Raw genomic sequence first — 25,722 nt, 5'->3', positions numbered from 1 at the left:
TGGACCACCAAAAAATCCTCAGTGGACGTTGGTGGATTGATCCCCAGGGGATGGCATTGCCCCTAGGGATCCGACGCGCGGGAGCAGGACTCACGGAACTGCTCCGGGGTGATCACGGGGCGTCGTTGTCCTGCTCGTTGGCAGGCCTGGCGCTGAGCTGTACCGACTCGATACGGAACGGAAGAATGCCTACGCGCCGGGCCTCGATCTTGAACGTGGTGCGCTCGTTCTCATCGGCATCCTCCCATTCGTCCTTGACCGTACGTCCCTCGACCATGACACGCATGCCCTTCTGATACAGGTCCTTCCAGTGGCCGGCGTCGCGGTGCCAGATTTCCACCGGCGCCCAGAATCCACCGCGGTCCTCAAAGGAGCCGTCCTTCTTCGGCACTGGGTTGTCGAAATAGACGTTCAGCCGCAGCAGGCGGTTGGGTTCATCGTTGCCGTTGGCGAATTCGCGGAAGTCGGGGGCGGAACCGATGTTGCCTTCGCCGTAGAAATGGGTACTCATGTCGAAATCTCCTTGGTGGGTGAAGTGCCCGCCTGGCCCACGGCCAATGCGAGAGGGGCGCGATTGGCGGTCAGGGAGGCAGCATATGTCCTGACCGTGCGGTGGTACTTGTGCCCTGTACCCGGCGCAGGTACGCGAGTTCGGCCTGGGCCATCTTGCTGGCGCACTCCTGTGCCTGGCGGCCCAGCGTGTGCAAGAGGCTGATCTGCATGTTCAGCACGATGCGCTGCTGTTCCAGGGCATACAAGTCGTCGAGCAGGCTGACTGGGGTGGTGGCGCTGGCGATGAGCTCCTGCCACAGCGTTACGCCCATGGCCGATCGGTCCGGCCTGCGCCAGCGCAGAAAGGTCGTCCCAGCGCCAGTTTTCTGCTGGGCCAGTTCCGCGGGCAGCAGGTGGAACGGGTGCCCTGCTGCTTGCCGCAGCACGCGACGTTGCGCCAGGGCGATAAGTTGGTCCCTTTGCGCGTGGCAATGGCCGGCCCAGTCCTCAAGAGCCCCCTTACCTTTAAAAGGTCTTAAAAGGCCTTTTAGATAGGCTGCCTGTTCCAGCTTGATAAATTCCGCCTGTTCCAGTGGACGGAAGTGGGCGTATTGCCCCAGGTCTGGGTCCGTCATGCTGGCTCGTCCTCTGCATCTGCGCCGGACACGGGCGGCACTGGCGCTGCGCGGGTGGTCTCGACTGCGGCGGGCTCCGTGGACTCGGAAGTCTCGCGCTGCTGCAGGCCACGGCGCGAAATCGGTGGCGCGAAGCGCGAACGGCGGGTGCCTTCCAGCACGTCCTGCGGCAGCTCCCCTAGCTTTTCCAGTGCCGCGCGGGCTGCAGCATTCTTCGCGGCAAAGTCATCGCGCGTCGTGCCTGAGTACCGGAACTGCTGCGCCAGCGAGAAGAGGCTGCGCAAGGCATGGGCGCCGTCATTCAGCCAGCGCTCGAGCGTGCTGCGATCAATCAGCGCAGTGTGATGGGCCAAGATCAATTTGCGGGCGATGTCGTCGTAGTCGGCCAGCAGATAGACCGCGGCGAAGCCCAATTGGGCATTGACGAACAGTGGAAGCTTGACGGGCTGCACATTGAGGTTCTCGCCGAGTGTCAGTGCTGTCGGCACACCAGCCAGGGCCTGATCAACCTGCTCGCGCAATGTCTGCAGGGTCGACTTCGTCTGGTCGAGCTTCTCTTCGATGCGCAGCATCCACCAGTCGGAGTACGGGTCATCCTGCTCGGCGCCGCGTTTCATCTTGTTCATGACCGAGACGTAGCCGTTGAGGCCAACGATGGCCGCTCGGCCTTCACCTGCGGCACGCCCATGCCAGATGCGAGAGGCGTGATGGGTGTGCAGCGTCAATGACATTGCGCTGCGAAGTGACCCGAGATTCAACTGCAAGGGTTCATTAGTTGCCATGGTGTGGACTCGCTGTTGAGGAAACAAGGCGACAGCTTCGCGCTGACGAAGAAGGCCGTCTGTCAACAAACGGAATCTCGTGCTTGCCGGCTTTGCGATGCGCACCCTCGCACCCCGAGCTATCCCCAGGGGATAACTCCAAGGACATCCAACAACGTGCCCCAGCTCGTTATCTAGGCTGTTGGGGGCTCAGTGCAAAAAAGCTCGCAAGCCTCAACCCTTGCTACTGCAACGGCAAGAAGGAGTAGGAGCAACGTTTGGACAGTCGTGATCGCAATCTGATAGCATACCGTCCAGACGGTACTAATTCTAATTGTGGGAGTGCGATTTTGGCCGACAAAAAAAATGCAGAACCTAGTGATGCTGCTGCTCCGTATTCAGCTCGAGCTAAACAAACACGTGAGCGCATCCTTCAGGCCGCGCGTGATGTGGTCGTCCAAGAGGGAGCGAATCGCCTGACGATCGACGCGGTTGTTGCGCGGGCAGGTCTAAGCAAAGGGGCATTCCTCTATCACTTCAAAACAAAGCGGGACTTGCTCCTTACTCTGATCGACGACCAGGTGCATGCTTTTGACTCCTCGCAAGAAGAGCGCGAGCGGAAATTTGCCGGTGACCCGGACCCTTGGCTATCCAGTCAGGTTGCGTCAATGCCCAACAATGAAATGGAAAAATTGGGTGCAGCGCTGTTAGCGGCTGTGGCAGAAGACCCGACATTGCTTGAGCCCATTCGCGCTTGGTATACGCGGCAATATGCGAGAGCGCGCATTTCCGCGCGGAGTGCTGAAGTGGCTGCAATTGTCCTGCTTGCTCTGGATGGCGCCTTCTTCGCGGAGATGATGGGTTTTCCAACACTTGAGCTTAATGAGCGCCAACGTCTACTGCGAACTCTTCAAGAGCTGGCTTCAGGTGAGCTCGAACTGACACCGTCCAAGCAGTGCTGACAGTAGAGGCTAAGCAATGAGTCAACTTTGCAGATTGATCCGTGCGGGATCAACGCTATGCGTCGTCGGCCTGATCTCCGGCTGCGCAACTAACGGCATGACGCGCTCCCCGTTTCTCGGCGACCACGAGATGCTCGTTCCAACGCAGTTTGAAAATGTCTTGCTATACAGGGCGCCTGGATTCAACTGGGGGTGTTGCACGGAAGTAGTCGTAGAGGACGCCCTGGTCGCAACAAACTTGGGTGTCATAAAGGGGCTAGATGCGGAGCAGCAGCGAGAGATCCTTCTCTATACCACTGCAGAACTGCGATCACATATCGCGACACCCCGTGTTACGAGTGCGTCAGATCGAGTCCGAGTCCGAGTGGCGATCACTGAACTGCAGACGCCTAACCGAGCAGTCAATGCGCTCACAACACTACTCGTTGGGCCTGTGACAACGGGTGGTGCGAGCCTGGAGTTTTCGGCAGAGGACGAGAGAACAGGTCGCCGTGTATTGGCCGCCAGTTGCTTTCAGCATGGCAACCCAATTGCTGATTTTGCTTCTTCCTACTCGTTGTTGGGACATGCGAAGAATTCAATTCGTGCATGTATCGAACAGGTCAATAGCGTGTGGCGCGAGAAGAACCCTTGAACATGGGCAATAAGCTAAATTTCTTCCGCAGTTTCGAAAAACCTTGTTTCTGCACGCTCTACGTGAGAATCCTGATTCTTGCTGCCCTGGCGACGCTGAGTGGCTGCTCTAGCTTTCGTCCCTGGGTCAATGTGGCACAGAAAACTGAGGTGCAGCAGGAGGATGACTACAGAACAGGGCCTGTGCTGGTTGCGGTCACTCTGTCGGGAGGCGGAGCTCGCGCGGCTGCATTTGGTTTGGGTGTGCTCAAGGAATTGAAGCGCACTGAGTTTACGCTCGACGGGCGACCAACGACGCTCCTCGATGAGGTCGCACTCGTCAGCGGCGTCTCGGGCGGAAGTATTCTCGCAGCGCACTACGCTGCCTTTGGTGATCAGACGTTAGAGCGATTTGAACCAGAATTTCTGCTTAAGCCCTTCGAGTCGACGCTGCTGAAACAAGTCTTCTATCCGAATCACCTGTTCGACCTCACCTCTCCTTGGTTCGGCCGTACGCACATATTGGCGCAGCGGCTCGACGAACTATACGAAGGCATGACATTTGGGGATGTTCGCAAAAATTCGAAAGCGCCAAGCCTAATGATCACGGCGACAGACCTCACTACAGGCGCGCCTTTCGACTTCACCCCAGAGCAGTTTGCATTGATCTGTTCGGATCTGAATAGTGTGCCATTGTCTTTTGCAGTGGCGTCGTCGTCAGCCGTTCCGATCATCCTGTCCCCTATGACGCTACACAATTTTTCCGACCGATGCGGCAAAGCACTTTTTCCACCGGATCGCAGCGCATCCGGTAGCCCGGATTTTCGTATTCAGATGCTGCAGCAAAGCTCCGAGGGCTACCTAGATGCGAATGCGCGTCCATACATCCATTTGGTAGATGGCGGTGTCAGTGACAACCTAGGCATACGACTGATGATCGATAGGTTGATGGCTAATGGCTCCGTCTATAATTCTTTTCCAGGAGTGCTTCGACATTCGATTCGTCGCATTGTCCTGGTTGCGGTCAACTCAGCCCGCGATCTGGCAACAAGAGTTGACCTCAGTGACGAAGTACCTTCGACCGGAGAAGTCCTAGAGACACTTCTCTATGGTGCTGGCGCGCGCGAGACACAGATGACGCTAGCCCTGTTGGAAAACGACATTAAGCGAATGGCAGCAGAGCTTGATGAGGCCCGAAGCCGGGAAGACAGTCCATTCTCGGCCGACGTCGAGATCCATCTGATCAATGTCAGCCTGCGTGATCTCGAGGAGCCAGACATACGCACTTCGCTGCTTCGTGTACCAACAGCTTTTACGATCGAAGCGTTTGACGTACGTGCTCTTCAAGATGCGGGCTCTGCCGCTCTACGTTCGTCAAACGCATTCCAGAGGCTGAAGCAATCGTTGGACCATTTGGACAAGCACTGAGGCATGCACGTTGAGATGTCGGCATCTCTGAGCTATCCCCTGGGGATAGCTTAAAAGCACTTTGCTGCACGCCCTTAATTCTTCTTGAGCAGGTCACGCAATCGTTCGATATGCTTACGGACCAGTTCTGGTGGCACGACATTTCGTGGCTCTGCCGGCTGAGGTAACGCCGGAGACGGGGCTGGCTTGACCTGACCAGCCCACGCATTGAACTCGCCTCGAATAGCGCGCTGAACAATGCCAAACAGATAGCCGGCCGGATTACGGATTGAGGTGCCTTTACAGCGTGCTTCCCATTCGTCAAGGACGGCTTGGCGCATGGGCTCTTCGACCTGTTGAAGCGCAACCATTACACCTGCTTGTTGTTCGGGCTTGAGGTCGGAGAAGCGTTTGGGCAATTGCAGGCTGTTCAGCGCATGCGCCCGCGCGGTAGTACGTACTTCATTAATACTTTCCTTACGTACTGTACGGTCCTCCTTCGGATTCCGAAGGGAGGCGTTTTGCGCGGGTTTCGCTCCTGCTTCGGATTCCGTAGCCGGTGCATCGACATTCCGAAGAAAGCGATCCGACCCTTCTTCGGAATCGGGGCTGGTGGCGTCCTGTGAATAACTTTCGGAAAGCCAGCCGCCCTTGGCCATGCGTTGTGCAAGCAGCTGCAGGCGCGTCGGCAGCGCTCGATCGCTGAGCATCGGGTCTTCGGCAATATCCTTGAGCGTCTGGACACCAACGGCCTGAACCGCCTTGGCTGAATGGCCCAGCGCCTGGCTGACCAAGCCCAGGTAGTCAGGATCCAGTTGCATGGCCTCGAATGGCGTCAAGGGTTCGTCGTGTAACACGTAGAGGTTCCCCTGGATGCGACCTGTCTTGGCATCGCGTCGCCGACGGACGAGGCTAAGCCAGCGTGTCAGGCGTAGCAAGGTCAGAGCCCGTGCGACGGTTTCATGCGAGGCTTGCGGGCCGCAAGGCATGGACGCCAGCCATGGACGCAGTTTCTCGTAGGTAGGGAATGCGGTAAGTCCATCGTCGTTTAGCAGCAAACGAAACACTTGCCAGGCGTTTCGTTCCAATGGTGTGAGCCGTCGATCAAGAAACAGCGAACGGGGTACGCTTTCGTGGCGGTTGCCGCTGTACAGAAGCCCGTCTGTGGAGGTGGGCGCGGGCGCGGCCTGCTGTTGGGCCGCAAGAGTTTTCAATGCGCCATCGAACAGGTCCGACAGCGGAACAGGGCCACGGCGTTGAGACCCATCTTCCACTGACATGAGCTAAACCAGTCCCTGGTCGATCCAGGACTTGATGGCGGCCCAGATCACCGACAGGGGTAACGCCATACCTTCGGCAAGATCCATGGCGACTGACAGAAGCGAAACCTCACTGTCGCGGTCGACAGTCTGCCGCGCAGTTAGCTCCTTCCAGCGCCGCCACAGCTCTGTGTCTTGTGTCTCGTCCAGTACAGGATGCCGGCCTTTGCGCTTCGGCAGGTTGAGTATCTCGCGGCGCAAGGCGACTTCCTGATGGGTCAGTCCGTAGAAGCGGCTGACCATCTCGGTGCTCGCGCCCAGACGCAGCATACGGTCAATGGTCGCGATTTCCTTCTCTACGTCCAGCGCCTGAGTGAGCAGGCGACGTAGCACCTCGCGATTGATGGAGACGGAGCACCAAGACACGGATGCATTGGCCAAAACGCTGATGAGGGCCGGATGCTTGAGTGCGTCCAAGTCGTCATCGCCAAACCCCATCGCCTTGCAACGACGCAACTGCCCATTGCGCAGGTCATGGAGGGCCTGAGCTATGACGGCTTGGTTGAGCGGATGGGGGGTCGACATGGCTAGCCTCCTTTGCTCATGAGCCGTGATCGTCGCCACCGGACTCAAGATCCAGCAGGCGGCGAGCCAGGCGCAGCACTCGGAACAGCTTGACCAGCGCGGTGTCACTCAACCGCTTGGCCGGGTCTCCCTCGCCGTGCAGAAGCTGCGGCAGGGACAGAGGGAGACGATCCAACTCCGCAGCAGATCCTTGCCCGCAAAGGGATGCCAAAAGCATCCAGGCCCCCGAGGCGGTTTCAGTTTCACCGGCTTTTTCCGGCAGGCATCGGAATCCAATGCCGTAGTCGCATGGTGCGATACAGTCGGCAAGCGAAGCCTCGTTCGCAATTTCGCGCGCAAACTGAGCAATGTGGACGCGAAGGTGCTCGGGGGCGTCGAGGCCGGGATCGATATACCAGACATCTGAAATCGGATAGAGCCCACCCGCCTGGACGGGAATCGCCTGCAATACGTTTTGCTCGAAGTCTGGAGGAAGCGCATCGCCCAACTGCCCCGCGACGAGGCGCTGGATCGATTGCAAACGTTCAGTCGTCGGTGCGCGGGAGACAATGTGATCTTGTAAAAATGCTCCTGCAGCATTGTTTCCGGTCGAAGTCTCGTCATCGGCTGATTTCTGATCGGAGGCGGCCGTGGCAGGTGGTGTCGTATTTGCGGGCGACCGAACTGCAGGACGAGGAACTGTATCGGGAGCCCTTATCGGGATTTCAATCGGATGGTCAGTTGAGCCGGAGAGCGAAGTTTGTCTTGTCCCACTTGCTTCACTAGGCACTCCTGTCTCATGCTGTGGGGAAGAGGACGGCTCGCTGATCAAAGCACGATGGCGGCTTTCGTTCTCATTGAGATCCAGGCTCAGCGTGTCATAGTCGACGCCTAGAAGCTCCGCCATTTGACCGATGAGCTCGTCATGCACGCGTTGGGCGGAAAACTCGTCCGGCTGAACGTCAAACTGTGCCAGCGCGTCTTGAAAGAAATCCTCAAATCCCAAGGTTGGTTTTCGATCGGCGGCGTAGCGATCCCAGATGCGCTCACTGGCCTTGCGCATTACCGCGATGCGCTCCACCTGATGGCGGCCCAAGCCGCCGTAAAGAACGTTCGGGATGGCTGGAAGGAGATAGTGAACCGCATCTCGCATGCGGCTGATGTGCGATTGCTGTACGGGGTAACCGTCGGCTGAAAGCCGCCTTGCTAGCTCCGACTGGCTCAACGTGCTGCCAGCCTCCTGTTCGTAGAACTCGCGCGCCTTCTCGATGCCGAGGGCTCGTTCGATGAACGTCAGACCGCCGCGCAGCTCGTTCTCCGCCAAGTGCCCGGTGAGGGCGACTATTTCACCACGCTTCGGCCAAGGGCGGAATTGGCAGGAGATGCGATAGAAGCGCTCTTGCTTGGTTTCGGACCACAACTCGCGCAGAATCGCCAGCCGAGTGTTGCCGCCGTTGCGGATGACATAGTGCTCTTCGCCAGGTCTACGGGTAATCGCAGGTGGTGCATCGAGGCCGCGTTCGCGGATGGATGCCTTGATGTCCTCGTAGGCCGGGTTGCGTTTGACGCGAGGGTCATGGTCGTACGAGCGCAGTTGGTCTAACGTCACGACCATGGGCGTGTCGGCGATTGGGTCGCTCAGCGCAGTGGCGATCGGGCCGTTGCGTGGAAAGCCCGCAGCGAGCAATTTGTCAGCCATGTCCTGCTGGGTCATGTCAGCCATGGCTGGCTCCCGAAACTGCGGCCCGTGCGTGGTCTACTGCCTCTCGTTCGGCGCGGCGGATTTGAGCTCGCGCATTCAATCCCGCGCGATGGTCGCTTGCGGTCGAGCTGGTGTAGATCGACGAGCAGCCGCTCTTGGTGAATTTCAAGTGGCCACCGGCTGTGCGTTTGACATGCCAGCCTTCAGCCAGTGCAAACTCGATCAACGTTTTCAGCCTCTTGTGACCGCGGGCCAACTCATGCGCGTTAGCCATTACCGGCCCCCTTGCTCTCAGGAGTCTTGCCGGTGACCAATGCGAAGTGCTCTTGCCAAGTTGGTAGCAACTCGCTGGCTAGCGCTCGCATGGTGTCCAGTGCAGCGGGTGCGACGCGGCCCAAAGGTTGCCGATACTCGATTCGATGCACCGGCAGGCCCCGCGTTGACGCACGCGGATAGGCCTCGATAGCCGGGACATTGGTATCCAGAACACGTACACCAGCGTGTCCCAGGAATACATCGCGCAAGGCCTGCTGGATCAGCCTGGCATTCGATGACACGGGGTGAACGCGGTTGATCAGCAGATGCAGCGTAGGCGGCTCTATGCCTAGATGACGATACGGCGCAATATCCTCTATCAGTTGCAGAGTACCCCGACGCAACTCTCGCGCCGCCAGGATCTCGGGTGTGACGGGCGACAGCGCCATGTTTGAGGCGAGAATCGCCATCTCCAGCATGACGCTTCGGGCCCCCTGGGTGTCGATAAGCACAAGGTCATACCGAGTGGCAAGCGTTGGTAGCAGATGACGTAGGCGTAATCGGCCATCTGGCGCATGCAGCAACAAGGTGCTGAGTTCGCCGCGATCATCGTTGGACAGCACCAAGTCCAGTCCGTCAATTACGGTGCGGGAGATCAACCGCTCTGGACGGCGCTCGTTGAAGGCGAGTAGCTCATAGATACCTCCGACCGCTCGGTGCGCTAGTTCGAAGTAAGATGATAGGGTCGGCTGTACATCAAGATCGATCAGCAGCACGCGCAACCCTGCGTCTGCGACCAATCCACCGAGATTGGCTGCGGTGGTTGTCTTGCCGACTCCGCCTTTGGTTGAAATGATGGAGACAACCTGCATGGCTCTCTCCTCAGGCGTTGTGTGTATGCGGAGACGGGTGCACACGGTTCTTCAGACGATCGCTGATCCAGATATCCACTTCGACCGAGTCCCAGCCGACAGCCCGTACGCCAAGGCGCAAGGCTTGCGGAAACTGGCCCTTCTTCATCAGGGCATAGATGTGCGCGCGCTTGAAGCCCGACTTGGCTTCGACCTCATCGAGCCGCAAGATGCGGCGTTCGCTTGGCTGCAGTACCGGTGTCTGCGACATGTTGGTCACTCCTTAACGCTCAGTGGCGTTTGTTGGCGTGACCTCTATTCAATAGACATGGCGGCTGAAGTACATTGCAAATGCAATTTCCGGAATTGCAGATACAAGCTTGCCTAACTGCCAGGAACGCGGTTTCGGTGAGGGGGCCGCGTTCTACTAGCTGGAATCGCGAAGCTTTCTGCGCGCCAGAGCGAACTTGCCATTCAGCGTACGCTCGGTGATACCCATAGCCCCGCTGTGATGAGCAATCAGGGCTGAGACGACTGCCTCTTGCGTCCTGAAGCTCGAGTAGGCCATTCCTGCTGGCGATTGACCCAGCATCAGATCGAGCATGCCTCCAACTATGTTGAGGTATGTAGACTCAGCTCGTTCGGTGATTGGACATTGGCTGCAAGCAGGAATGTGAGATGCTTGTTTCAGTAGCCCATCATGGCTTTCTTGTAGCGCCTGCAACTTACGATGGCAGTGTTCTAACTCGGCCTTCAGCGCTTGACGCTCGATCAGCATCGCCTGTCCTGTTTCTAGTGTGATAACGGGGTGAACGATTCGCTCAGCACGGCTGAACAGAAAGCCCGGACGGTGCTCCGGGTAGTGCATCTGCATCCACCGTTTGAGGTCGACGTGTCTGATTGTCAAATCGCAGGTGTCAAGCAGCGACTCGTCATTGAGTGTGATGCCCTCTCGGCCGTACGGAAGATCGCCGTTGACGATCGCGTCATAGATGCGATCGTTGCACAGCATTAGCTCTTCCCAGCGCGGGCATTCGAGCCTCGTGGGCAGACATTGCAGCGACGAAATCGCGGACAAAATAGCTTGCTTGTATCTCAGAAGACCTGCCCATCGGATGGCTGCTTCGATGGGACGATAGAACACCTTAGACCTTGGCGGATCCTTATGCATGCATCAAGCTCCTTTTGGGAGTGCTACATCACTTACTCCTCTGCTACCGACAACGCGTCGGTCCGATGATGTTGCTGAGTTAATTTTTCCAGGGTCCTGCTCTCGATGCCTGAGTGCAGGGCTGCGTTGCATTCGACGAATGGGCAAGCCAGTGATTAATGAAAAGACGATGCCCTGGAGTCGGCGAACGGTGTGTTTTCACAACTGGCACGCGTCCGCACATGTAAGCGTTATGGAAGGCGTCTGCTTCAGCAAGACCCGTTTGGCATCTCCTGTTCGCTGTCAGGTCTAAGCAGGCCGTATCTCAGCTGCAATCTGGTGGCTCAGTGGCCTGAGGCGCTCGGGTGAGACCACGGAAGAATGCTGATAGACCGAAATCGACACAGCAACCTTTTACAATGAAGGGGTGGCCGTCAACGCGACTGATCGCCTGTGCGCGAAACGCCACTGGAGCTTTCCCCGCTTCGTGCGAGGCGGTTCACTGCTTTGCGTGTAGGCGAGCAGACGCAGGCTTCAACGACCACGGAGACGTGTGTCGAAATCCAGGTTTTCCGTGCTCAGTGCTTTCACTCGCGGATCGATTTCGCAGCCACCAACCTTTCAGATGCCTGTTTTTGGCAAGGCAGCGTGCGAGGATAGTTCTTCGACCGGCTTCGATATAGCATGCATATTGCAATCTCAGGAGGGGGCGATTGATTTCGCCTTGGATATCTCGCACACATGGAGGAGGCAGATGACAATAATTCAAGAAATCCACGCATGGTCCAAAGGACTTGCAGCTTGGCAACAAGATGCCATCGCTCGGCTTTACGAAGATCGAGTGCTTGGAGATGATGACCTGGTCGAACTCTTTGCCCTGGCTAAGGCCGAGGCGGGCATCCCGGATCCTGCCGGACGGCAACCCCGAGCACTGCAGGACGCGGAGGTGGCACTGCCGGCAGATCCAGCACGCGTCGTGCAACTCCTTCTCATCAAGGATCTTGCTCATGTGAACGCGTTGGCCCACGGTGGTCGCTTACCGATCGCCCAAGATGGGTTGACCGTGATCTACGGTGAAAATGGGGCGGGTAAGTCGGGGTATTCGAGAGTCTTCAAGCATGCCTGTCGTGCGCGGGATCGACGCGAGCCCATCCTTCCCAACGCGAATCTGGACCCGCAGGCTGCTGGAAAGGCCCAGGCGGCATTCGAGGTCTTAATTGATGGGGAGGCAGCGGATCTTCCTTGGCACTATGGGCAACCTGCACCCGAACCGCTGTCGGATATTTCAATTTTCGATACGCATTGTGCTCGTGCCTATATCGACAACCATGGCGACTTTGCCTATGCGCCCTATGGTCTGGATATCCTCGAAGGATTAGTCGGTGCCTGCAACAAGCTCAAGGTGCGCGCCACGCAAGAGAAGGCGGCCAATGCACCGAGCGATGCCGCTTACGTTGCCCTGACCAAAGAGAAAACTGCGGTAGCTGCACTGCTTCTCGGCATCCCAGCGAAAACCAGAGGGGAGCAGGTCGAGGTGCTGTGTGTGCTTACAGCTGCAGAAAAGGACAGACTTGTTCTGCTCACCAGGACTCTAGCCGAAGCCGATCCCAAGCAAAAAGCCCAAACCTTACGCCAGAAAGCGACGCGCTTCACTGGTCTGAAGGATCGTCTCGTGACGGCAGCCTCTGTTGTCAGTGATGAGAAGATCACTCAGCTTCGGTCGCTTATTCAGAAGTCAAAGGATGCCAAGGCGGCTGCTGAGGTGGCCGCGACTGAGTTCCGACAGACCCCTGGCCAATTGGCAGGGACAGGTGGCGAAGAATGGAAGATCCTCTTCGAGGCTGCCCGAGCGTTTGCAGAGGTTTCACATGCGGAACATGAATTTCCTGCGCTCTCGGAGGCTTCCCTATGTCCGCTTTGTCAGAACGTGCTGGGTCCAGTTGGGGCTCAGCGGCTTGTCCGATTTGACACTTTCATCAAACACGCAGCAGAGAAGTCAGCGAAAGACGCCCGGGATCATGCGACAACGGCGTACCGGACGTTGCAGCAGGCATCTGTCGACCTGATGTTCACCGATGCACTGGTCGAAGAGCTGAATGAAGTCGATCCGCAACTTGCCACCGCCATCAATGTGATGCAAGAGACCTTGGGCGCACGCAAGGCGTCCGCGCTGAAGGCCGCTGCCTCGGAGGTTTTGTGGGAGGAGGTGAGCGCCCTTGCAGATGACCCTCAGGGGCAAATTCTTGGAGTGATTGATGGCTTGCAGCAGCAGGCCAAAGCTCTCGACGCTACCGCGGATGAGAAGGTTCGCGCTGGCATGGTAGCGGAGAAGTTGGAACTCGATGCCCGCGTACGCTTGGGCGAGGTTAAGGGGGCAGTTCTGGAGGCACTCGACAAGCACGAGATTTGTCGGAAGCTGCAGATTTGCATCGATGGCCTAGATGCCAGGGGCATATCGAGGAAGTCAACCGAGCTCTCTCGCACCACCGCCAGCCAAGATCTTGCGGACGCACTCAATGAAGAATTGAGGCGGCTGAAGGTTCATCATTTGCAGGTGGTCATGAAGCCCGAGTCACCTGGAGGGAAAACTCAGTTCAAGTTGGTCCTGCAGTTGCCTGGGGGCGGTAGCCCGGCGGCAATCTTGAGCGAAGGGGAGCAGCGGGCCATTGCTATCGCTTCATTTCTTGCTGAGATTAAGCTCGGCAAGGGCCGTGGCGGCATCGTGTTCGATGACCCGGTGTCTTCGCTGGACCATCGACGTCGCTGGGAAGTGGCGGAGCGTCTGGCGGAGGAGTGCTTGACTCGGCAGGTGATCGTGTTTACGCACGACATTTATTTCCTGTGCATTCTGGAGCAGAAGACGGAGGAGCTTGGTGCAGCCCTGACCAAAAACTATATTCGCAGGACGGCTCAGGGCTTTGGCGTTCATTCCCAGGATCTTCCTTTTGACGTTCTTGGCACCAAGGATCGACTGGGGCGGCTCAAACAAATGTCTGTCGAGGTACGAAGGGCTCAGAAGGACGGCAACGACGACGAACATCGTCGGTTGACTTCCTTGTGCTACGGGAGGCTTCGGCTTGCTTGGGAGCGATGCATTGAGGAGGTTCTTCTCAACGGAGCAGTGCAGCGATTTGGCGAAGGCGTCTCGACCCAGAAGCTGAAGTCCGTTGTGGTGACCGATGACGACTATCGGGAAGTCGACGCTGGAATGACGAAGAGCTCCAAGTTCGAGCATGATGCCGCGATGGCTACAGGAAGACTTCCTATCCCGGATCCGGATGAACTGGATCAGGACATCGCGAAACTTTCAGCTTGGCGGGACGCCGTCAACAAGCGCTTGGGTGAAACGGCCAAGTCGAGAGGCTGACGGTCATAGGCTTGAGCCGTCATCAGCCACCTCGGTGATCGGGTGTCGCAGCAGTTTTCGTGTGCGTCGTGCGTCTCCTCGGTGGCAGTCTCTGGATGTTGATGGAAGTTTTTGGACTGACTTCGTTGACGATGTGTGAAAACAAGGCTAGAATCGTGGCTTCACTGATTCATGCAGTGGAATAAAAGCGTTGGAAATCAAAGACTTGGTGCTCTAGTGCTTGTCTCGTCTCCCGCTCCAAATTTTGATCCGCAGGTTTTCATGCCTGCGGATATCGAGAAAGGGCCGAAAGGCCCTTTTTTCATTTCCGCCCCCCTTCCCCACGACACTGGTCGCCGTTCAGAGCCAAGCCTAGAATACAAAAAACAAAGGCTGGAATTTCCTGGGGGGAACATGCCATGACCGTAATCAGCCTGTCGACTGATGTCATGCCGCCATCCGAACGCGCTGAATCCTGGCGAGACTTCATCTCCAGAACGATTCACAACGTCTCCGTCGAAAGGATATCGGCCAAGGACTTTTCCGCCAGGATCAGCGCCAGGCAACACGATGGCATCCGCTGCGCATCGTTCTGGACCAAGGCGCACGATGTCTGCGGCAAGCGTGAGACGCTGGGCAATGCCGGCGCATCCGGCTATCTCGTCAGCTGGCAGATGGAAGGCACGGCGGAGATCACCCACGACGAACAACGCCGGATCCTGGTTCGTCCGGGAGATGTCACCATCATAGACAGCCGCCGCCCGATGAAAGTCTGCTTTCCTGGAAGCGTGCGCAGAATCGTCGCCAACCTGCCTGCGGCCGCGGTCGAAAAGTCGCTGCCCGTCTTGCAGCACATCCACAGCATGCCCCTTGCGCCCGCTGAACCATTCGCCGCCATCCTGCGGTCCTATCTGGTCGAATTGTCCACGGGAAACCATGCGCTGAAACTCGGCGACGGCGATCTGCTCGTGGAGAACATCTGCAATCTGCTGCGGGTGATCGCGCATCGCCAGGATGTCTACATGACGCCTCGCGAGCTTCAGCGCGCGGCGATTGCGCGGTTTGTTTCCCGCCACGCGAGTAACCCCGATCTCTCACTGGACGACGCCGCCGCTCACCTGAAGATGTCCAGCCGCTTGATCCAGAAGGTGCTGCATGAGCAGGGCACCAGTTTCTCGAACATGCTGCTGCAGGAAAGGCTGGAACTGGCTCGGACACAACTTCTCGCCTGCCACGACCGGATATCCGGCATCGCCTACGCATGTGGCTTCAATGACATATCCCACTTCAATCACGCCTTCAGGAAACGATTCGGCATGACGCCGTCCGACGTCCGTTCGGCCGAACCCGCCGGTCGGCGCGACGCCTAGCATTTCCCCTGCCCTCCAGCGCCTTTCAGGCGCGACTGCCCCTGAACACCTGTTCATGGAGCGCATGACCCAGGGGATGGGAAAAATCAAGGAATGCATCCAGGATGTTGTAGTGATTCTTCCCCTGGACCTGCAGATAGCTCACGTCATAGCTTTTGCCCTGGAGCGCCTGGGCGTAGTCCCTGGATTGCCGGATGTACTCGCCCGTTTCGTGTTCCGCCACGGCGATCACATAGGGCACCCGCCGTCTTGGCGTGCGGAACATGCTCGAATTCCTCAAGGACTGGGCCTGATCCAGCCGCAGATATTGATTGAGGAAAGAAAGCCGCCGCGCCTCCTGGTCATAGATTCCGCTTAGCGAGATGGCCGCCTTGATGACGTCATCCGGCGCGCCATGATCATCCCAGCAGGCTTCCAGCGCGCGCGCGACGATATGCGCGCCGGCGGAGTGGCCGGAGATCGTGATCGCATTGGGATCGCCTCCCATGATGCGGGCGTGCCGATACACCCAGGCAATGCTGCGGCGGGTCTGCGCCACGATGTCGTCCAGGCCGACCGCGGGACACAGGCCGTAATTCGGGATGACAACGACCGCGCCCCGCTCGACCAGCGGCCCGGCCACGAAGCTGAAGTTGTACTTGTCCTGCGAGCGATAGCCCCCGCCATGGAAGAAGATATGCACGGGCGCCCCGCAAGACCTGGACTGGAAAAAGATATCCAGCGTCTCGCCTTCCTCGCCGCCATATGGGACATCCGGCGAAAACAGCAGGCTGGCCCTGGCCGCCGCGCTTCTGGCGTTGTAGTCGTCGAAGTACGGCCTGGTGTCGCCCACATGAGCCGCGGCGTTGTACTCGCGATCGAGTTCCGCCTGATCCAGATTCCGATAGACATGTTGCGGCATTCCGTGCCCCTTGAAGTTCATCGAGCGCCTACTGCGGCTCGATACCCGAAGACTTGATGAGTTCCCCCCAACGGCGGGTGTCCGACGCGATGTCGGCCGCGAACGCCGCCGGCGCATTGGCCGCCGCGGAGATTCCCAACTTCTCGAACTGTGCCCGGACCTGTGGATCGTCAAGCGCCTGAGCAACCGCCGCCGCCAATTTCTCGCGAACGGCGAGCGGCGTTCCGGATGGCGCGCCCAGGCCCCACCAGTTCGATACGTTCAGGCCGGGCACGCCCGACTCCGCCGCCGACGGCGCATCGGGATAGCCCGGCAGGCGCGAGGGCCAGGCAGTCGTCAATACATGAATCCCCTTGGCCCCGCTGGCCACCTGCTCCAGCCCGGCCGATACGCTGGCGAAATAGACCTGCACCTCGTTGGCAAGCAAGGCGCGCACCGACTCCGCATTGCCCTTGTATGGCACGTGCTCCATCCGCACGCCGGCCAGGCGCGCGAACAACAGCCCCGCCAGGTGGGGCGCCGTGCCCACTCCCGAAGAGGCATAGAAGAACGTGCCCGGCCGTTCCCTGGCCAGCGCGATGAAGGCCTGCACATCCTTGACCTGCACGGCGCCGCTTGCATACATGACATACGGCGTTTCAATGACCTTGGACACCGGCGCCAGCGGCTTGATCGGCCTTTCGATCAAGGATCGATACACGAACTGGTTGATCGCGTAGTTGTTGACCGCGGCCATCAGCAGCGTATGGCCGTCAGGCGCGGCGTTGGCGACGAAATTCGTGCCGATGTTCCCGCCCGCGCCCGGACGATTCTCAATGATGATCTTTCCCTTCAGCGCCTGCTCCATTCCTGGCGCGATCAGCCTCACGACCATGTCTCCGGTGCTGCCCGCCGCGTAGGGCACGATGATGTGAATGGGCTGGGACGGGTACGCGCTGTCGGCCGCCAGGGCGGCGGTGGACAGCATCGCGGCGATGCAGAAGATGATTCGACCGATGATGAACCTGAGCATGGCGTCCCCCTTGGAATATGGCGCACGGTGAGCGGGCCAGGAAACCTTACCGTAGCCAGGAAACGGCGCTTGGTCTGTCGCGCATCTTGAATGGTCGCAAGCGCCCGGCACTACCCATGGGGCGGCGCGGTCGCCCCGGCATGGCCCGGAAAGACAAGCCCGGTGCGCAGACATCGCGCTGGCACAAGCTATCTGCGCTTCGCGCCAAGACTTGTTTCACGGCCGGCCTTCAGAATCATTCCATCGGAGACCATACCGTCGCGGACATGAAGACCAGCCTGACAGATGAGCAGCTCGCCGATCCCGCGATCGCGGAAGCGGACAGAATCCTGAATACGTGCCAGCACTTCGGCTTTTGCACGGCGGGATGCCCCACTTACGTTCTGCTGCACGACGAGAACGATGGCCCGCGCGGCCGCATCGATCTGATCAAGGAAATGCTGGAAAGCCAGCGCGCACCGACGCCGCGGACCGTTGCGCACATAGACCGGTGTCTTTCCTGCATGTCGTGCATGACCACCTGCGCGGTGAAAGTCGACTACATGCATCTGGTCGATACGGCGCGCGCGCACATAGAGGACAACTACCGGCGTCCGCCTGGACAGCGCATCGCCCGAGCCTTGCTCGGCCGCGTTTTGCCGCGCCCCGCCCTGTTCCGGATGGCGCTAGGTCTGGGCCGCCTGGTCAGGCCCTTCTCGGCGGCGCTGCCGCCCTTCCTGCGCAGCGCATTGCGCCTGATTCCCGAACGACGCCAGGCAGGCCTGCGCCAATACCGCTACCCCGCCTGCGGCGAACGGAAGTGGCGCGTCGCCTTGCTGGCGGGTTGCGTGCAGCCCGTGCTCTCGCCGCACATCAACGACGCGACGATACGCCTGCTGACGCGCCTGGGTTGCGAAGTGGTCGTACCGGCCTCGGCGGCCTGCTGCGGCTCGTTGAATCTGCACATGGGCAACCGCAAGCAGGCCCGAGAATTCGCCAAGGCCAACGTGCGGGCCTGGATCGCGGAAATCGACGGCGAGGGCCTGGACGCCATCCTGGTCAATGCATCGGGCTGCGGCACAACCGTCAAGGACTACGTCCATCTGTTGCAGGACAGCGACCACGCCGTCGCGGCCGCGCGCGTATCCGCGCTGGCGCTCGACATCACCGAATGGCTGATGCGCATGAATCCGCCCGACCCGCCCGCTCCCCGGCGGCACCACGTTGCCTACCATGACGCGTGTTCCCTGCGCAACGCGCAGAAGGTCACTGACCCGCCGCGCGCGCTGCTGCGCAAGGCAGGCTACCTCGTGCAGGACATACCGGAAGCGCACTTCTGCTGTGGTTCCGCGGGAACCTACAACCTGCTGCAGCCCGACCTTGCCCGGCAGCTGGGACAAAGGAAAGCAATGAACATCGCGGGCCTGGCGCCACAGATCATTGCCGCGGGCAATATCGGATGCATCACGCAAATCGGCCAGTACAGCGACGCGCCCATCGTACACACCGTCGAGCTGCTCGATTGGGCCTACGGCGGCCAGCGGCCGTCGGCGCTGGAGGACATCACGCTCGAAGAACTGCCCGCGCCGACCACAGCCGAGGACAGCGCTCCCGGGACGCAAGCCTCAGCCGTCGTCAGGCTGCACAAGAAGACCAAGCCCGACGGCGACGACGTCGGGATCTGGTGATCCACGCCTATCCACAGGAGACATCATGAACGAGGGAATGCAGGGCTTCCTGCGGGAAGTCGCCGCCGGCATCGGCGAACAGTGGGTGGACACGCGGCGGGAAACGCTCGCCCGCTACGGCGAACATACCCTGCCGGCGCCGGTCCGGGAACCATCGGCCGTGCTGTTTCCAGCGTCAACGGAACACGTGCGCGCCATCGTCCTTGCGGCCAATCGGTGGCGCATCGAGCTCTACCCCATCAGCACGGGCAACAACATCGGGCTGGGCTCCCGGGCGCCGACCAGCGCCGGCCAGGTTGTGGTGGATCTGGGATACCGCATGAACCGCATCCTCCAGGTCAACGAGGAAACGTGCTACGCCGAACTCGAGCCGGGCGTCAGCTTTCAGATGCTCCATGACGAACTCGCGCGGCGCGGCAACAAGCTGATGGTCTCCGCGACCTCCGGCCCGCCGCATGGCGGCATCATCGGCAACGCGCTGGACCGAGGAGCCGGCTACGGCCCCTACTTCGACCACTTCGGCATGCTCTGCGGCATGGAGATCGTCCTGGGCAATGGCGACGTCATCCGCACCGGCGACGGCGGTCTGGATACCGAGGATCCGATCAACTGGCACGTCTCGCGGTTCTCATCGGGGCCGGCGCTGGACGGGCTGTTCGCGCAGTCCAATTTCGGGATCGTGACGCGCGTGGGCATCTGGCTCATGCCCCGGCCGCCCGTCTCGCGCTCCTTTCACTTCGTCTTTCCGGACGACGAGGACATAGAACAGATCATCGATCTCTGCCGCCCCCTGAAGCTCTCCAATTTCGTGCCGAGCCTGTTCCGCGTGGCGAATGATCTGTACGCGCTGGCGCCGGAGGAACGCAATCCCGAGTACATGGCCGGATCGAAGGATGGCATCTCGGACGCAGGCCGCGCCGCGCTGCAGCGCAAGCATGGGCTGGGCGCCTGGCAGGTGTCCGGCATGTTCTATGGCCCGTCCGACGCCGCGCTTGAGCCGCAGATCCAGCGCGTGCGGGCGCATTTCGAGCGCAGCGGCAAGGCCCGCTACATCAGCCATGAAGAGGCGCTGGGCATGGCGCCGCTGCGCGTGGCGATCGATTCCATGGACGGCCGCCCCAGCGCCAACGAATTGGGCATGCTGCAGTGGCGGCCCGGCAGCGGCAACTCATGGTTCCTGCCCGGCACGCCCATGGTGGGCAAACAGGCGCTGGCGCTCGATCGTCTCGGGCGCGCCATTTTCGCCAAGCACGGGATGGATTACATCGTCATGCACGTCGCGTCCGCGCGATTCGCGCGGGGCCTGCATGTCCTGGTCTGGAACAAGGACGACAAGAACGAAAACGCGCGGGCCGATGCCTGCTATCGGGAGCTGGCCGAAACATTCGCCAGGCACGGCGTCGGCGTTGGCCGCGCCCCGGCGGACTACCACGACCTGCACATGCGGCAGATGATCCCGGAACTGCGCGACGCCTGCGCCGCCATCAAGAAGGCGCTTGACCCCAATGGCGTCATCAGCCCCGGAAAGTACGGGATTCTCACGGAGAAATGATGATGGCGCATGACGACAACTGGCTGGGTCCGAAAACGGGCTCGCACATGGTGGTCGCCGGCGGCTGCGGCGGCATCGGACGCGAACTCGTCGCCCAGGCGCTGGCCCATGGCGTGAACGTCACCGTGCTGGACCTGCCCAAGGCCATCCGCCCCGACTGCCGCGTTGCCGGCGCCCGCTACGTCGGCTTTGACGCGCTTGAAGAGCAATCCATCATCGAGGCGGTCGGACAGATCCGGAGCGCCTGGCGGAACGTCGATGCATTCGTGTTCCTCTGCGGCTATCCGATACTGCCGCGCCGTCCCTTGGCCGAGGTCGCGCTGTCGGCATGGAATGACCTGATGTCGGTGAACCTGACATCCGCGCATATCCTGGTACGCGAGCTGCTGCCGCTGTTGCGTGCCAGCGAAACGCCCTCGATAACGACCGTGGCATCGAGCCTGGGCTACCAGGTCATGCCGGGCATGGGCGCCTACGCCGCGTCCAAGGGCGCCCTGGTCAGCCTGACCAAGGCATTCGCCATGGAACTGGCTCCTCATGTGCGCGCCAATGTGGTGGCGCCTGGGGCCGTCGAGACGGCCTTTCTGGGGGGCGGCACCGGACGCGAGGACATCGTGAGCGACCGAGGCTGGTTCGACCAGCTGAGCGACAAGTATGTATCCTCCATCCCGCTGGGCCGCGTTGCCAGCCCCGCCGACATCGTCGGGCCCATCCTGTTTCTTTCCGGACCGGGTGCCGGCTACATCACGGGGCAGGTCCTGCATCTGAACGGCGGCAGGTTGACCCCTTGAAGGTTGAAGATGGATATGCGGCAGCTCGAGCATCAGTATTTGACGGGACAACTGCGCACGGCGTTCCTGCGGCAAAGCCGGGAAATGGCGGAATGCTGGGCCGGGAATGGCGATCCCGCCGTCTGCCAGGCGCTTGACGGAGACGATCACTTCAGCGCGCTCAAGATGGCGACCGACGATCCTGGCCCGATCGTGGAACAGGCGCTCGCGTTCATCTCGCGACCCGGCTAGCGGCGCGGGCCACCCGGACACGGGCGTGCCTACTGCGCAACCGCCACGGCCAGCCCTTGTCCGCTACTGCCGCAGCAACTCTCCGATCTCGCGCGCCGCGCGGCGCAACACAGGCAGCACCTCGCGCACCCTTGCGTCGGTCATGCGGCCGTGCGTGGTCGCCACGGTCACGGCCGCCAGCAGCAGGCCGCTGTCGCTGTGCACCGGCAGGCCGACCGCACTGATGCCCGGAACCGCGCGATTGGCGATCAACGCGTAGCCGACCTTGGCGGCCTGCGCGCAATGCGTCCGCACGTCGCGCGCGTCCAGGTCGCCGTAGGCGCCCAGGCGCGGCGCGATGGCATCGATGATCCCTTCCTGCTCCGCCGGCGTCAGATTGGCCAGCAGCGCCAGGCCGCCGGCGCTCACACCCAAGGGCTGGCGGCTGCCCATCGGCAAGGCCGGCGTCTGGATCGGATAGCCGCCCTGGACGCGATTGATGCATACCGCATCGTTACCGCTGCGCACGAACAGGAAGCTGGTATCGCCAGTCTCAACGGCCAGACGAGTCAGGGCGGACATGCTCAGATCGCGTAGGTTGAACCGATGCGCGGCGGCCAGGCCCAACTCGAAGACCAGCGCGCCGAGCCGATAGCGGCGCGTCGCCGTGTCCTGCACCGCCATGCCTTGCGCGACCAGCGCCCTGAGCAGCCGATGCATGGTCGGCCGCGCCAGGCCGGCGGCGCTGGCGAGATCAACCAGTCTCATGCCGGCGTCGGCCTCGCGCGCCAACAACTTCAACACCTGAATGGCCCGGGTGATGCCCTGGGCGCCGTTCACGGTTTCTATGGCTAGGCTCATCGTCAGTCCAATTGATGGAATTTAATTTATTTCACTTGGTGGGCCTGCATTCAGCAACCTAGCATGTCTTCGCGATGTATCCGGGTCAAACCATTCCAACATCTTTTCCACTATTTGGAATAGTTGGCCCACCGCAATGATTCCTTGCTGGAGCGAAGCCGATGCAGCCGTCCCCTCCCCCCTGGTCCGCGCGCGACCGCGTGCCCTACGAACCGATCACCCACCGCGCGCCCTTCACGCTGCCGGGCAATGCCCGCGTCGCCGTATGGACCATCGTCAACGTGGAAAACTGGCAGCCCGGGCTGGCGATGCCCCGTGCGGTGCTGCCGCCGCCCATGGGTCAGCCGCTGCTGCCCGACATCCCCAACTGGTGCTGGCACGAATACGGCATGCGCGTCGGCTTCTGGCGTTTCCTGGATGTGTTGAACGCGCGCCGGCTCAAGGCCACGCTCGCAGTGAACGGCACGGCTTGCCAGCTATACGCCCCGGCCTGCCAGGCCGCGCTCGACGCCGGCTGGGAATTCATGGGCCACGGGCATGTGCAGCAGCCCATGCATCGCGTGGCCGACCAGGCCACGGCGATCCGCGACACCATCGCCGCCATCAAGGCCTTCACCGGCCGCGCGCCGCGCGGCTGGGAAAGCCCCGGCCTGACGGAAACCGACGACACCATCGACCTGCTGGCCGAGGCGGGCATCGAGTATGTGGCCGACTGGGTGCTGGACGACCAGCCCGTGCCCATCAGGACGCGCTCGGGCGATATCGTGTCGGTGCCCTATACCGTGGAGCTCAACGACGTGGTGATATCGGCCGTGCAATTGCACGGTTCCGATGAACTGCTGCGGCGCGGCCGCGACCAGTTCGACCAGCTGTACCGCGAGGGGGCCGACATTCCCCGCGTGATGGCCATCTCCATCCACCCCTATCTCACCGGCGCGCCGCACCGGATCCGCTACCTGGCGGAACTCTACGACCACATCCTGTCGCATCCCGACGTGCTGATGTGCACGGGCGAAGAGATCCTCGACATCTACCGCGCGCAATCGCAAGGAAACCGGCCATGAACGGCGTGCCCGGCCTGACCCCGCCCCGCATCCTGCTGCTCGGCACCGGCGGCACCATCGCGATGGCCTCGGACGCCGGTGGCGCCATCAAGCCCGCCCTGCAGGCCGACGAGCTGGTCCGCGCCGTCCCGGCGCTGGAGCGGATCGCCGCGCTGGAAACCGTCGCCTACTCGAACAAGCCTGGCGCCACGCTGACGCTGCGCGATCTCGCCAGCCTGTCCGACGTGATCGCGGACGGCTTCGACCGTGGCTGCCAGGGCGCCGTCGTGGTGCAGGGCACGGACACCATCGAGGAAACCGCTTTCGCCCTGGAACTGCTGGCGCGGAGCACGCTGCCCGTGGTCGTGACGGGCGCCATGCGCGGCGCCCAGGCGCCGGGCGCGGACGGTCCGTCCAACCTGCTCGCGGCCGTGACCGTGGCCGCCTCGCCGGACGCCGCCGGACTCGGCACGCTGGTGGTCCTGGGCGACGAGGCCCATGCCGCGCGGCACGTGCAGAAGACCCACACCACCCTGCCGTCGGCCTTCCGCTCGCCCGGCGCGGGACCGCTGGGAACGATCCAGGAAGGCCAGTTCCGCCTGTTCGGCTGGCAGGCGCCGCTGCCGGCCCTGCGCGTCGCGGCCGCGCGACTGGACGAAACCCCGGTCGCCTTGCTGCGCATCGGGCTGGACGACGACGGGCGCATGCTGCGCGCGCTGCCGCAACTGGGCTATCAGGGCGCGGTCATCGAAGCCATGGGCGCGGGCCACGTGCCGGCGTGGCTGGCGCCGGACATCGGCGAACTGGCGGCGCGAATGCCGGTCGTGCTGAGCACGCGCGTGGCGGCAGGTCCGGTGCTGCGCATCACTTACGGCTTCCCCGGATCCGAGAGCGACCTGCTGTCGCGCGGCGCCATCCACGGCGGCAGCCTGGGCGGACTCAAGGCCCGGCTGCTGTTGCGCCTGCTGCTGGCGGCGGGCTATCAGGGCGCCTCGCTGCGCGCCGAGTTTGCCTGCCGCAGCCTGGCCGACGCCTGAGCGCGGCCACGTCATCCCCATCAACGCCCACACAGGAGTTCCCCAAATGCAAAAGCGCCATGCCGCACTCGGGATGTTCGCCGTGCTGTTGTTCTCGTATGTCATCAACGCCATAGACCGGCAACTGTTCTCGGTGCTGGCGGCCGATGTCCGCAATGCGCTGGATCTGAGCCTGCCGCAGGTGGGGCTGGCGTCCACGGTCTTCACGCTGGGCATGGGCGTGGCGGGCATTCCGACCGGCTACCTGCTGGGCAAGATGTCGCGCAAGTCGGTCACGCTGGTCGGCCTGGTGATCTTCTCGGCCGCGACCTACCTGACCGCCTACTCGCGCGGCCTGCCCGACCTGCTGCTCTACCGTTTCGTCTCGGGCCTGGGCGAGGCCATGCAGCTGACCGCCCTGCTGGCCATCGGCACGAGCTACTTCTTCCAGCACCGCGCGGTCGCCGCCAGCTCGTTGAACTTCACCTTCGGCATCGGCGCCATCATCGGCCCCAACCTGGGCGCCGCCATCCTCGGCGCCACGCACTGGAAAATGCCCTTCATCGTGTTCGGCCTGTCCGGCATCGTCGCCTTCGTACTGATCGTGCCGCTGGTCAAGCCCTGGTTCAGCGAAGCGCGTCCGCAACCCGATCCGGCCGCGAACCGCGCCGGCGCGCCGGCCGATCCCGCGCTGGACAGCCTGTGGGCCCCGACGCCGCTCATGCTGGCCGTCGCCACCGCCTTCGCCGGCCTGTCCATCTACGGTTATCTGGGCCTGTACCCGACCTATCTGCGCGACGCGCTGGGCTTCACGCCCAAGCAGGCGGCGGGCGCGGTCAGCTTCTACGGCCTGGGGGCCCTGCTGTCGCTGCTGGGCGGCTGGCTGGGCGACCGCTACGACTACCGCAAGCTGCTGTTCTTCTCGCTGCTGATCTCGGCCGTGGCCGGCGGCCTGCTGTTCACCGAACTTGGCCGTTCCCTGGCGCTGCACGCGACGCTGTCCTTTGTCTTTGGCGCGGCCATCAGCGGCATGGTCTACGCCAATCTGTCGGCGGGCATCATCAAATCGGTCAGCAGCGCCAAGGCCGCGCAGGCGTCCGGCCTGTTCGTGGCCAGCCTCTACATCCCCGCCGCTTTCGCGGGCTACCTGCTCGGCCACCTGAAAGGCGGAATGGGCTGGACCCTGGCCGGCATCCTGCAGGTGTCGGGCTGCGCGCTGCTGGCGGCGCTGCTGGCCATCATGGCGGGCGCGCGGCGCGCGGATTGAGCGCCCTTGAAGCGACCGCCAGCCTCATGCGCCGGC

25 protein-coding genes are annotated in these 25,722 nt (G+C 61.4%); 12 read left to right on the top strand and 13 right to left on the bottom strand.

Annotated features, from left to right (window positions below; all coding sequences use genetic code 11):
• Window positions 1-112: 112 nt before the first annotated feature.
• The 3 genes from C2U31_RS10830 to C2U31_RS10820 form a co-directional block, all read right to left on the bottom strand.
• Window positions 113-511, bottom strand: coding sequence for a single-stranded DNA-binding protein (locus C2U31_RS10830; RefSeq protein ID WP_070414852.1), 399 nt, complete (start codon window positions 509-511; stop codon window positions 113-115).
• Window positions 512-581: 70 nt separating this feature from the next.
• The gene (locus C2U31_RS10825; RefSeq protein ID WP_070414851.1) at window positions 582-1,127 is read right to left on the bottom strand and encodes a DUF3158 family protein; all 546 of its coding nucleotides are present in this window, start codon (window positions 1,125-1,127) and stop codon (window positions 582-584) included.
• Entirely contained in the window at window positions 1,124-1,909 is a 786-nt protein-coding gene (locus C2U31_RS10820) for a PFL_4669 family integrating conjugative element protein (RefSeq protein WP_070414861.1), read from the bottom strand. The genes C2U31_RS10825 and C2U31_RS10820 overlap by 4 nt, the downstream gene beginning before the upstream one ends.
• 329 nt (window positions 1,910-2,238) lie before the next feature.
• Here C2U31_RS10820 and C2U31_RS10815 point away from each other — a divergent pair, with 329 nt between their 5' ends.
• Genes C2U31_RS10815 through C2U31_RS10805 form a run of 3 tightly spaced genes read left to right on the top strand, consistent with a single transcriptional unit; the run spans window position 2,239 to window position 4,890 of the window.
• Complete coding sequence (locus tag C2U31_RS10815; RefSeq protein WP_233772729.1) at window positions 2,239-2,850, top strand: TetR/AcrR family transcriptional regulator; 612 nt, start codon at window positions 2,239-2,241, stop codon at window positions 2,848-2,850.
• A 16-nt stretch (window positions 2,851-2,866) separates the two neighbouring features.
• On the top strand, window positions 2,867-3,484 hold the full coding sequence (locus tag C2U31_RS10810) for a DUF3313 family protein (RefSeq protein WP_070414850.1): 618 nt from the start codon (window positions 2,867-2,869) through the stop codon (window positions 3,482-3,484).
• A 2-nt stretch (window positions 3,485-3,486) separates the two neighbouring features.
• A complete protein-coding gene (locus C2U31_RS10805; RefSeq protein ID WP_200599408.1) occupies window positions 3,487-4,890 on the top strand; it encodes a patatin-like phospholipase family protein in 1,404 nt (467 codons plus the stop codon).
• Between the two features lie 74 nt (window positions 4,891-4,964).
• Here C2U31_RS10805 and C2U31_RS10800 read toward each other — a convergent pair whose 3' ends face one another.
• The 7 genes from C2U31_RS10800 to C2U31_RS10770 all read right to left on the bottom strand — a co-directional run bounded on the left by C2U31_RS10800 (window position 4,965) and on the right by C2U31_RS10770 (window position 10,671).
• Window positions 4,965-6,149, bottom strand: a complete 1,185-nt coding sequence (locus C2U31_RS10800) for an STY4528 family pathogenicity island replication protein (RefSeq protein ID WP_070414849.1) — start codon at window positions 6,147-6,149, stop codon at window positions 4,965-4,967.
• Between the two features lie 3 nt (window positions 6,150-6,152).
• The gene (locus C2U31_RS10795) at window positions 6,153-6,713 is read right to left on the bottom strand and encodes a DUF2857 domain-containing protein (RefSeq protein ID WP_070414848.1); all 561 of its coding nucleotides are present in this window, start codon (window positions 6,711-6,713) and stop codon (window positions 6,153-6,155) included.
• Window positions 6,714-6,729: 16 nt separating this feature from the next.
• Window positions 6,730-8,415, bottom strand: a complete 1,686-nt coding sequence (locus C2U31_RS10790; protein ID WP_070414847.1) for a ParB family protein — start codon at window positions 8,413-8,415, stop codon at window positions 6,730-6,732.
• Window positions 8,408-8,668, bottom strand: a complete 261-nt coding sequence (locus C2U31_RS10785) for a hypothetical protein (RefSeq protein ID WP_070414846.1) — start codon at window positions 8,666-8,668, stop codon at window positions 8,408-8,410. The genes C2U31_RS10790 and C2U31_RS10785 overlap by 8 nt, the downstream gene beginning before the upstream one ends.
• Entirely contained in the window at window positions 8,661-9,521 is an 861-nt protein-coding gene (locus C2U31_RS10780) for a ParA family protein (RefSeq protein ID WP_070414845.1), read from the bottom strand. Before C2U31_RS10780 ends, C2U31_RS10785 begins: the two co-directional genes overlap by 8 nt.
• A 10-nt stretch (window positions 9,522-9,531) precedes the next feature.
• Window positions 9,532-9,771: an AlpA family transcriptional regulator gene (locus C2U31_RS10775; protein ID WP_070414844.1), complete on the bottom strand. Its 240-nt coding sequence runs from the start codon at window positions 9,769-9,771 to the stop codon at window positions 9,532-9,534.
• Between the two features lie 156 nt (window positions 9,772-9,927).
• The gene (locus C2U31_RS10770) at window positions 9,928-10,671 is read right to left on the bottom strand and encodes a hypothetical protein (protein WP_070414843.1); all 744 of its coding nucleotides are present in this window, start codon (window positions 10,669-10,671) and stop codon (window positions 9,928-9,930) included.
• A gap of 733 nt (window positions 10,672-11,404) precedes the next feature.
• Between C2U31_RS10770 and C2U31_RS10765 the strand changes: the two genes are divergently transcribed.
• Entirely contained in the window at window positions 11,405-14,017 is a 2,613-nt protein-coding gene (locus C2U31_RS10765) for an AAA family ATPase (protein WP_070414842.1), read from the top strand.
• A 398-nt stretch (window positions 14,018-14,415) separates the two neighbouring features.
• Complete coding sequence (locus tag C2U31_RS10760) at window positions 14,416-15,366, top strand: helix-turn-helix domain-containing protein (RefSeq protein ID WP_103272843.1); 951 nt, start codon at window positions 14,416-14,418, stop codon at window positions 15,364-15,366.
• Between the two features lie 25 nt (window positions 15,367-15,391).
• Here C2U31_RS10760 and C2U31_RS10755 read toward each other — a convergent pair whose 3' ends face one another.
• Together C2U31_RS10755 and C2U31_RS10750 are read right to left on the bottom strand one after the other, a co-directional pair.
• Window positions 15,392-16,288 carry an alpha/beta hydrolase gene (locus C2U31_RS10755; protein ID WP_158658341.1) on the bottom strand — a complete coding sequence of 299 codons (897 nt, stop codon included), beginning with the start codon at window positions 16,286-16,288 and terminating at the stop codon, window positions 15,392-15,394.
• A 7-nt stretch (window positions 16,289-16,295) separates the two neighbouring features.
• Window positions 16,296-17,234 (bottom strand): tripartite tricarboxylate transporter substrate binding protein, encoded by a 939-nt coding sequence (locus C2U31_RS10750; RefSeq protein ID WP_158658340.1) that lies wholly within the window; start codon window positions 17,232-17,234, stop codon window positions 16,296-16,298.
• A gap of 311 nt (window positions 17,235-17,545) precedes the next feature.
• Between C2U31_RS10750 and glcF the strand changes: the two genes are divergently transcribed.
• From glcF to C2U31_RS10730, 4 genes are read left to right on the top strand one after another with little or no spacing between them, the layout of a single operon-like run.
• On the top strand, window positions 17,546-18,946 hold the full coding sequence (glcF, locus tag C2U31_RS10745; RefSeq protein ID WP_103272840.1) for a glycolate oxidase subunit GlcF: 1,401 nt from the start codon (window positions 17,546-17,548) through the stop codon (window positions 18,944-18,946).
• Between the two features lie 25 nt (window positions 18,947-18,971).
• Window positions 18,972-20,498 carry an FAD-binding oxidoreductase gene (locus C2U31_RS10740; protein ID WP_103272839.1) on the top strand — a complete coding sequence of 509 codons (1,527 nt, stop codon included), beginning with the start codon at window positions 18,972-18,974 and terminating at the stop codon, window positions 20,496-20,498.
• Between the two features lie 2 nt (window positions 20,499-20,500).
• The gene (locus C2U31_RS10735) at window positions 20,501-21,289 is read left to right on the top strand and encodes an SDR family NAD(P)-dependent oxidoreductase (protein ID WP_158658339.1); all 789 of its coding nucleotides are present in this window, start codon (window positions 20,501-20,503) and stop codon (window positions 21,287-21,289) included.
• A gap of 15 nt (window positions 21,290-21,304) precedes the next feature.
• The gene (locus C2U31_RS10730; protein ID WP_158658338.1) at window positions 21,305-21,520 is read left to right on the top strand and encodes a hypothetical protein; all 216 of its coding nucleotides are present in this window, start codon (window positions 21,305-21,307) and stop codon (window positions 21,518-21,520) included.
• A gap of 63 nt (window positions 21,521-21,583) precedes the next feature.
• Here the strand turns inward: C2U31_RS10730 and C2U31_RS10725 are convergent, their stop codons facing one another.
• Window positions 21,584-22,360, bottom strand: coding sequence for an IclR family transcriptional regulator (locus tag C2U31_RS10725; RefSeq protein WP_103272836.1), 777 nt, complete (start codon window positions 22,358-22,360; stop codon window positions 21,584-21,586).
• Between the two features lie 161 nt (window positions 22,361-22,521).
• Here C2U31_RS10725 and C2U31_RS10720 point away from each other — a divergent pair, with 161 nt between their 5' ends.
• The 3 genes from C2U31_RS10720 to C2U31_RS10710 are packed head-to-tail and all read left to right on the top strand — an operon-like array spanning window position 22,522 to window position 25,686.
• Window positions 22,522-23,424, top strand: coding sequence for a polysaccharide deacetylase family protein (locus C2U31_RS10720; protein WP_103272835.1), 903 nt, complete (start codon window positions 22,522-22,524; stop codon window positions 23,422-23,424).
• Entirely contained in the window at window positions 23,421-24,440 is a 1,020-nt protein-coding gene (locus C2U31_RS10715) for an asparaginase (protein ID WP_233772727.1), read from the top strand. The genes C2U31_RS10720 and C2U31_RS10715 overlap by 4 nt, the downstream gene beginning before the upstream one ends.
• A gap of 46 nt (window positions 24,441-24,486) precedes the next feature.
• The gene (locus C2U31_RS10710; RefSeq protein WP_233772725.1) at window positions 24,487-25,686 is read left to right on the top strand and encodes an MFS transporter; all 1,200 of its coding nucleotides are present in this window, start codon (window positions 24,487-24,489) and stop codon (window positions 25,684-25,686) included.
• Window positions 25,687-25,722 lie beyond the last annotated feature (36 nt).

Origin of the sequence: Achromobacter sp. AONIH1 (genome assembly GCF_002902905.1) — a bacterium.
Classification (GTDB): Bacteria; Pseudomonadota; Gammaproteobacteria; order Burkholderiales; family Burkholderiaceae_B; genus Achromobacter.
Note: the sequence above shows the minus strand (reverse complement) of the source record. Positions and strands in the feature narration are given on the sequence as shown.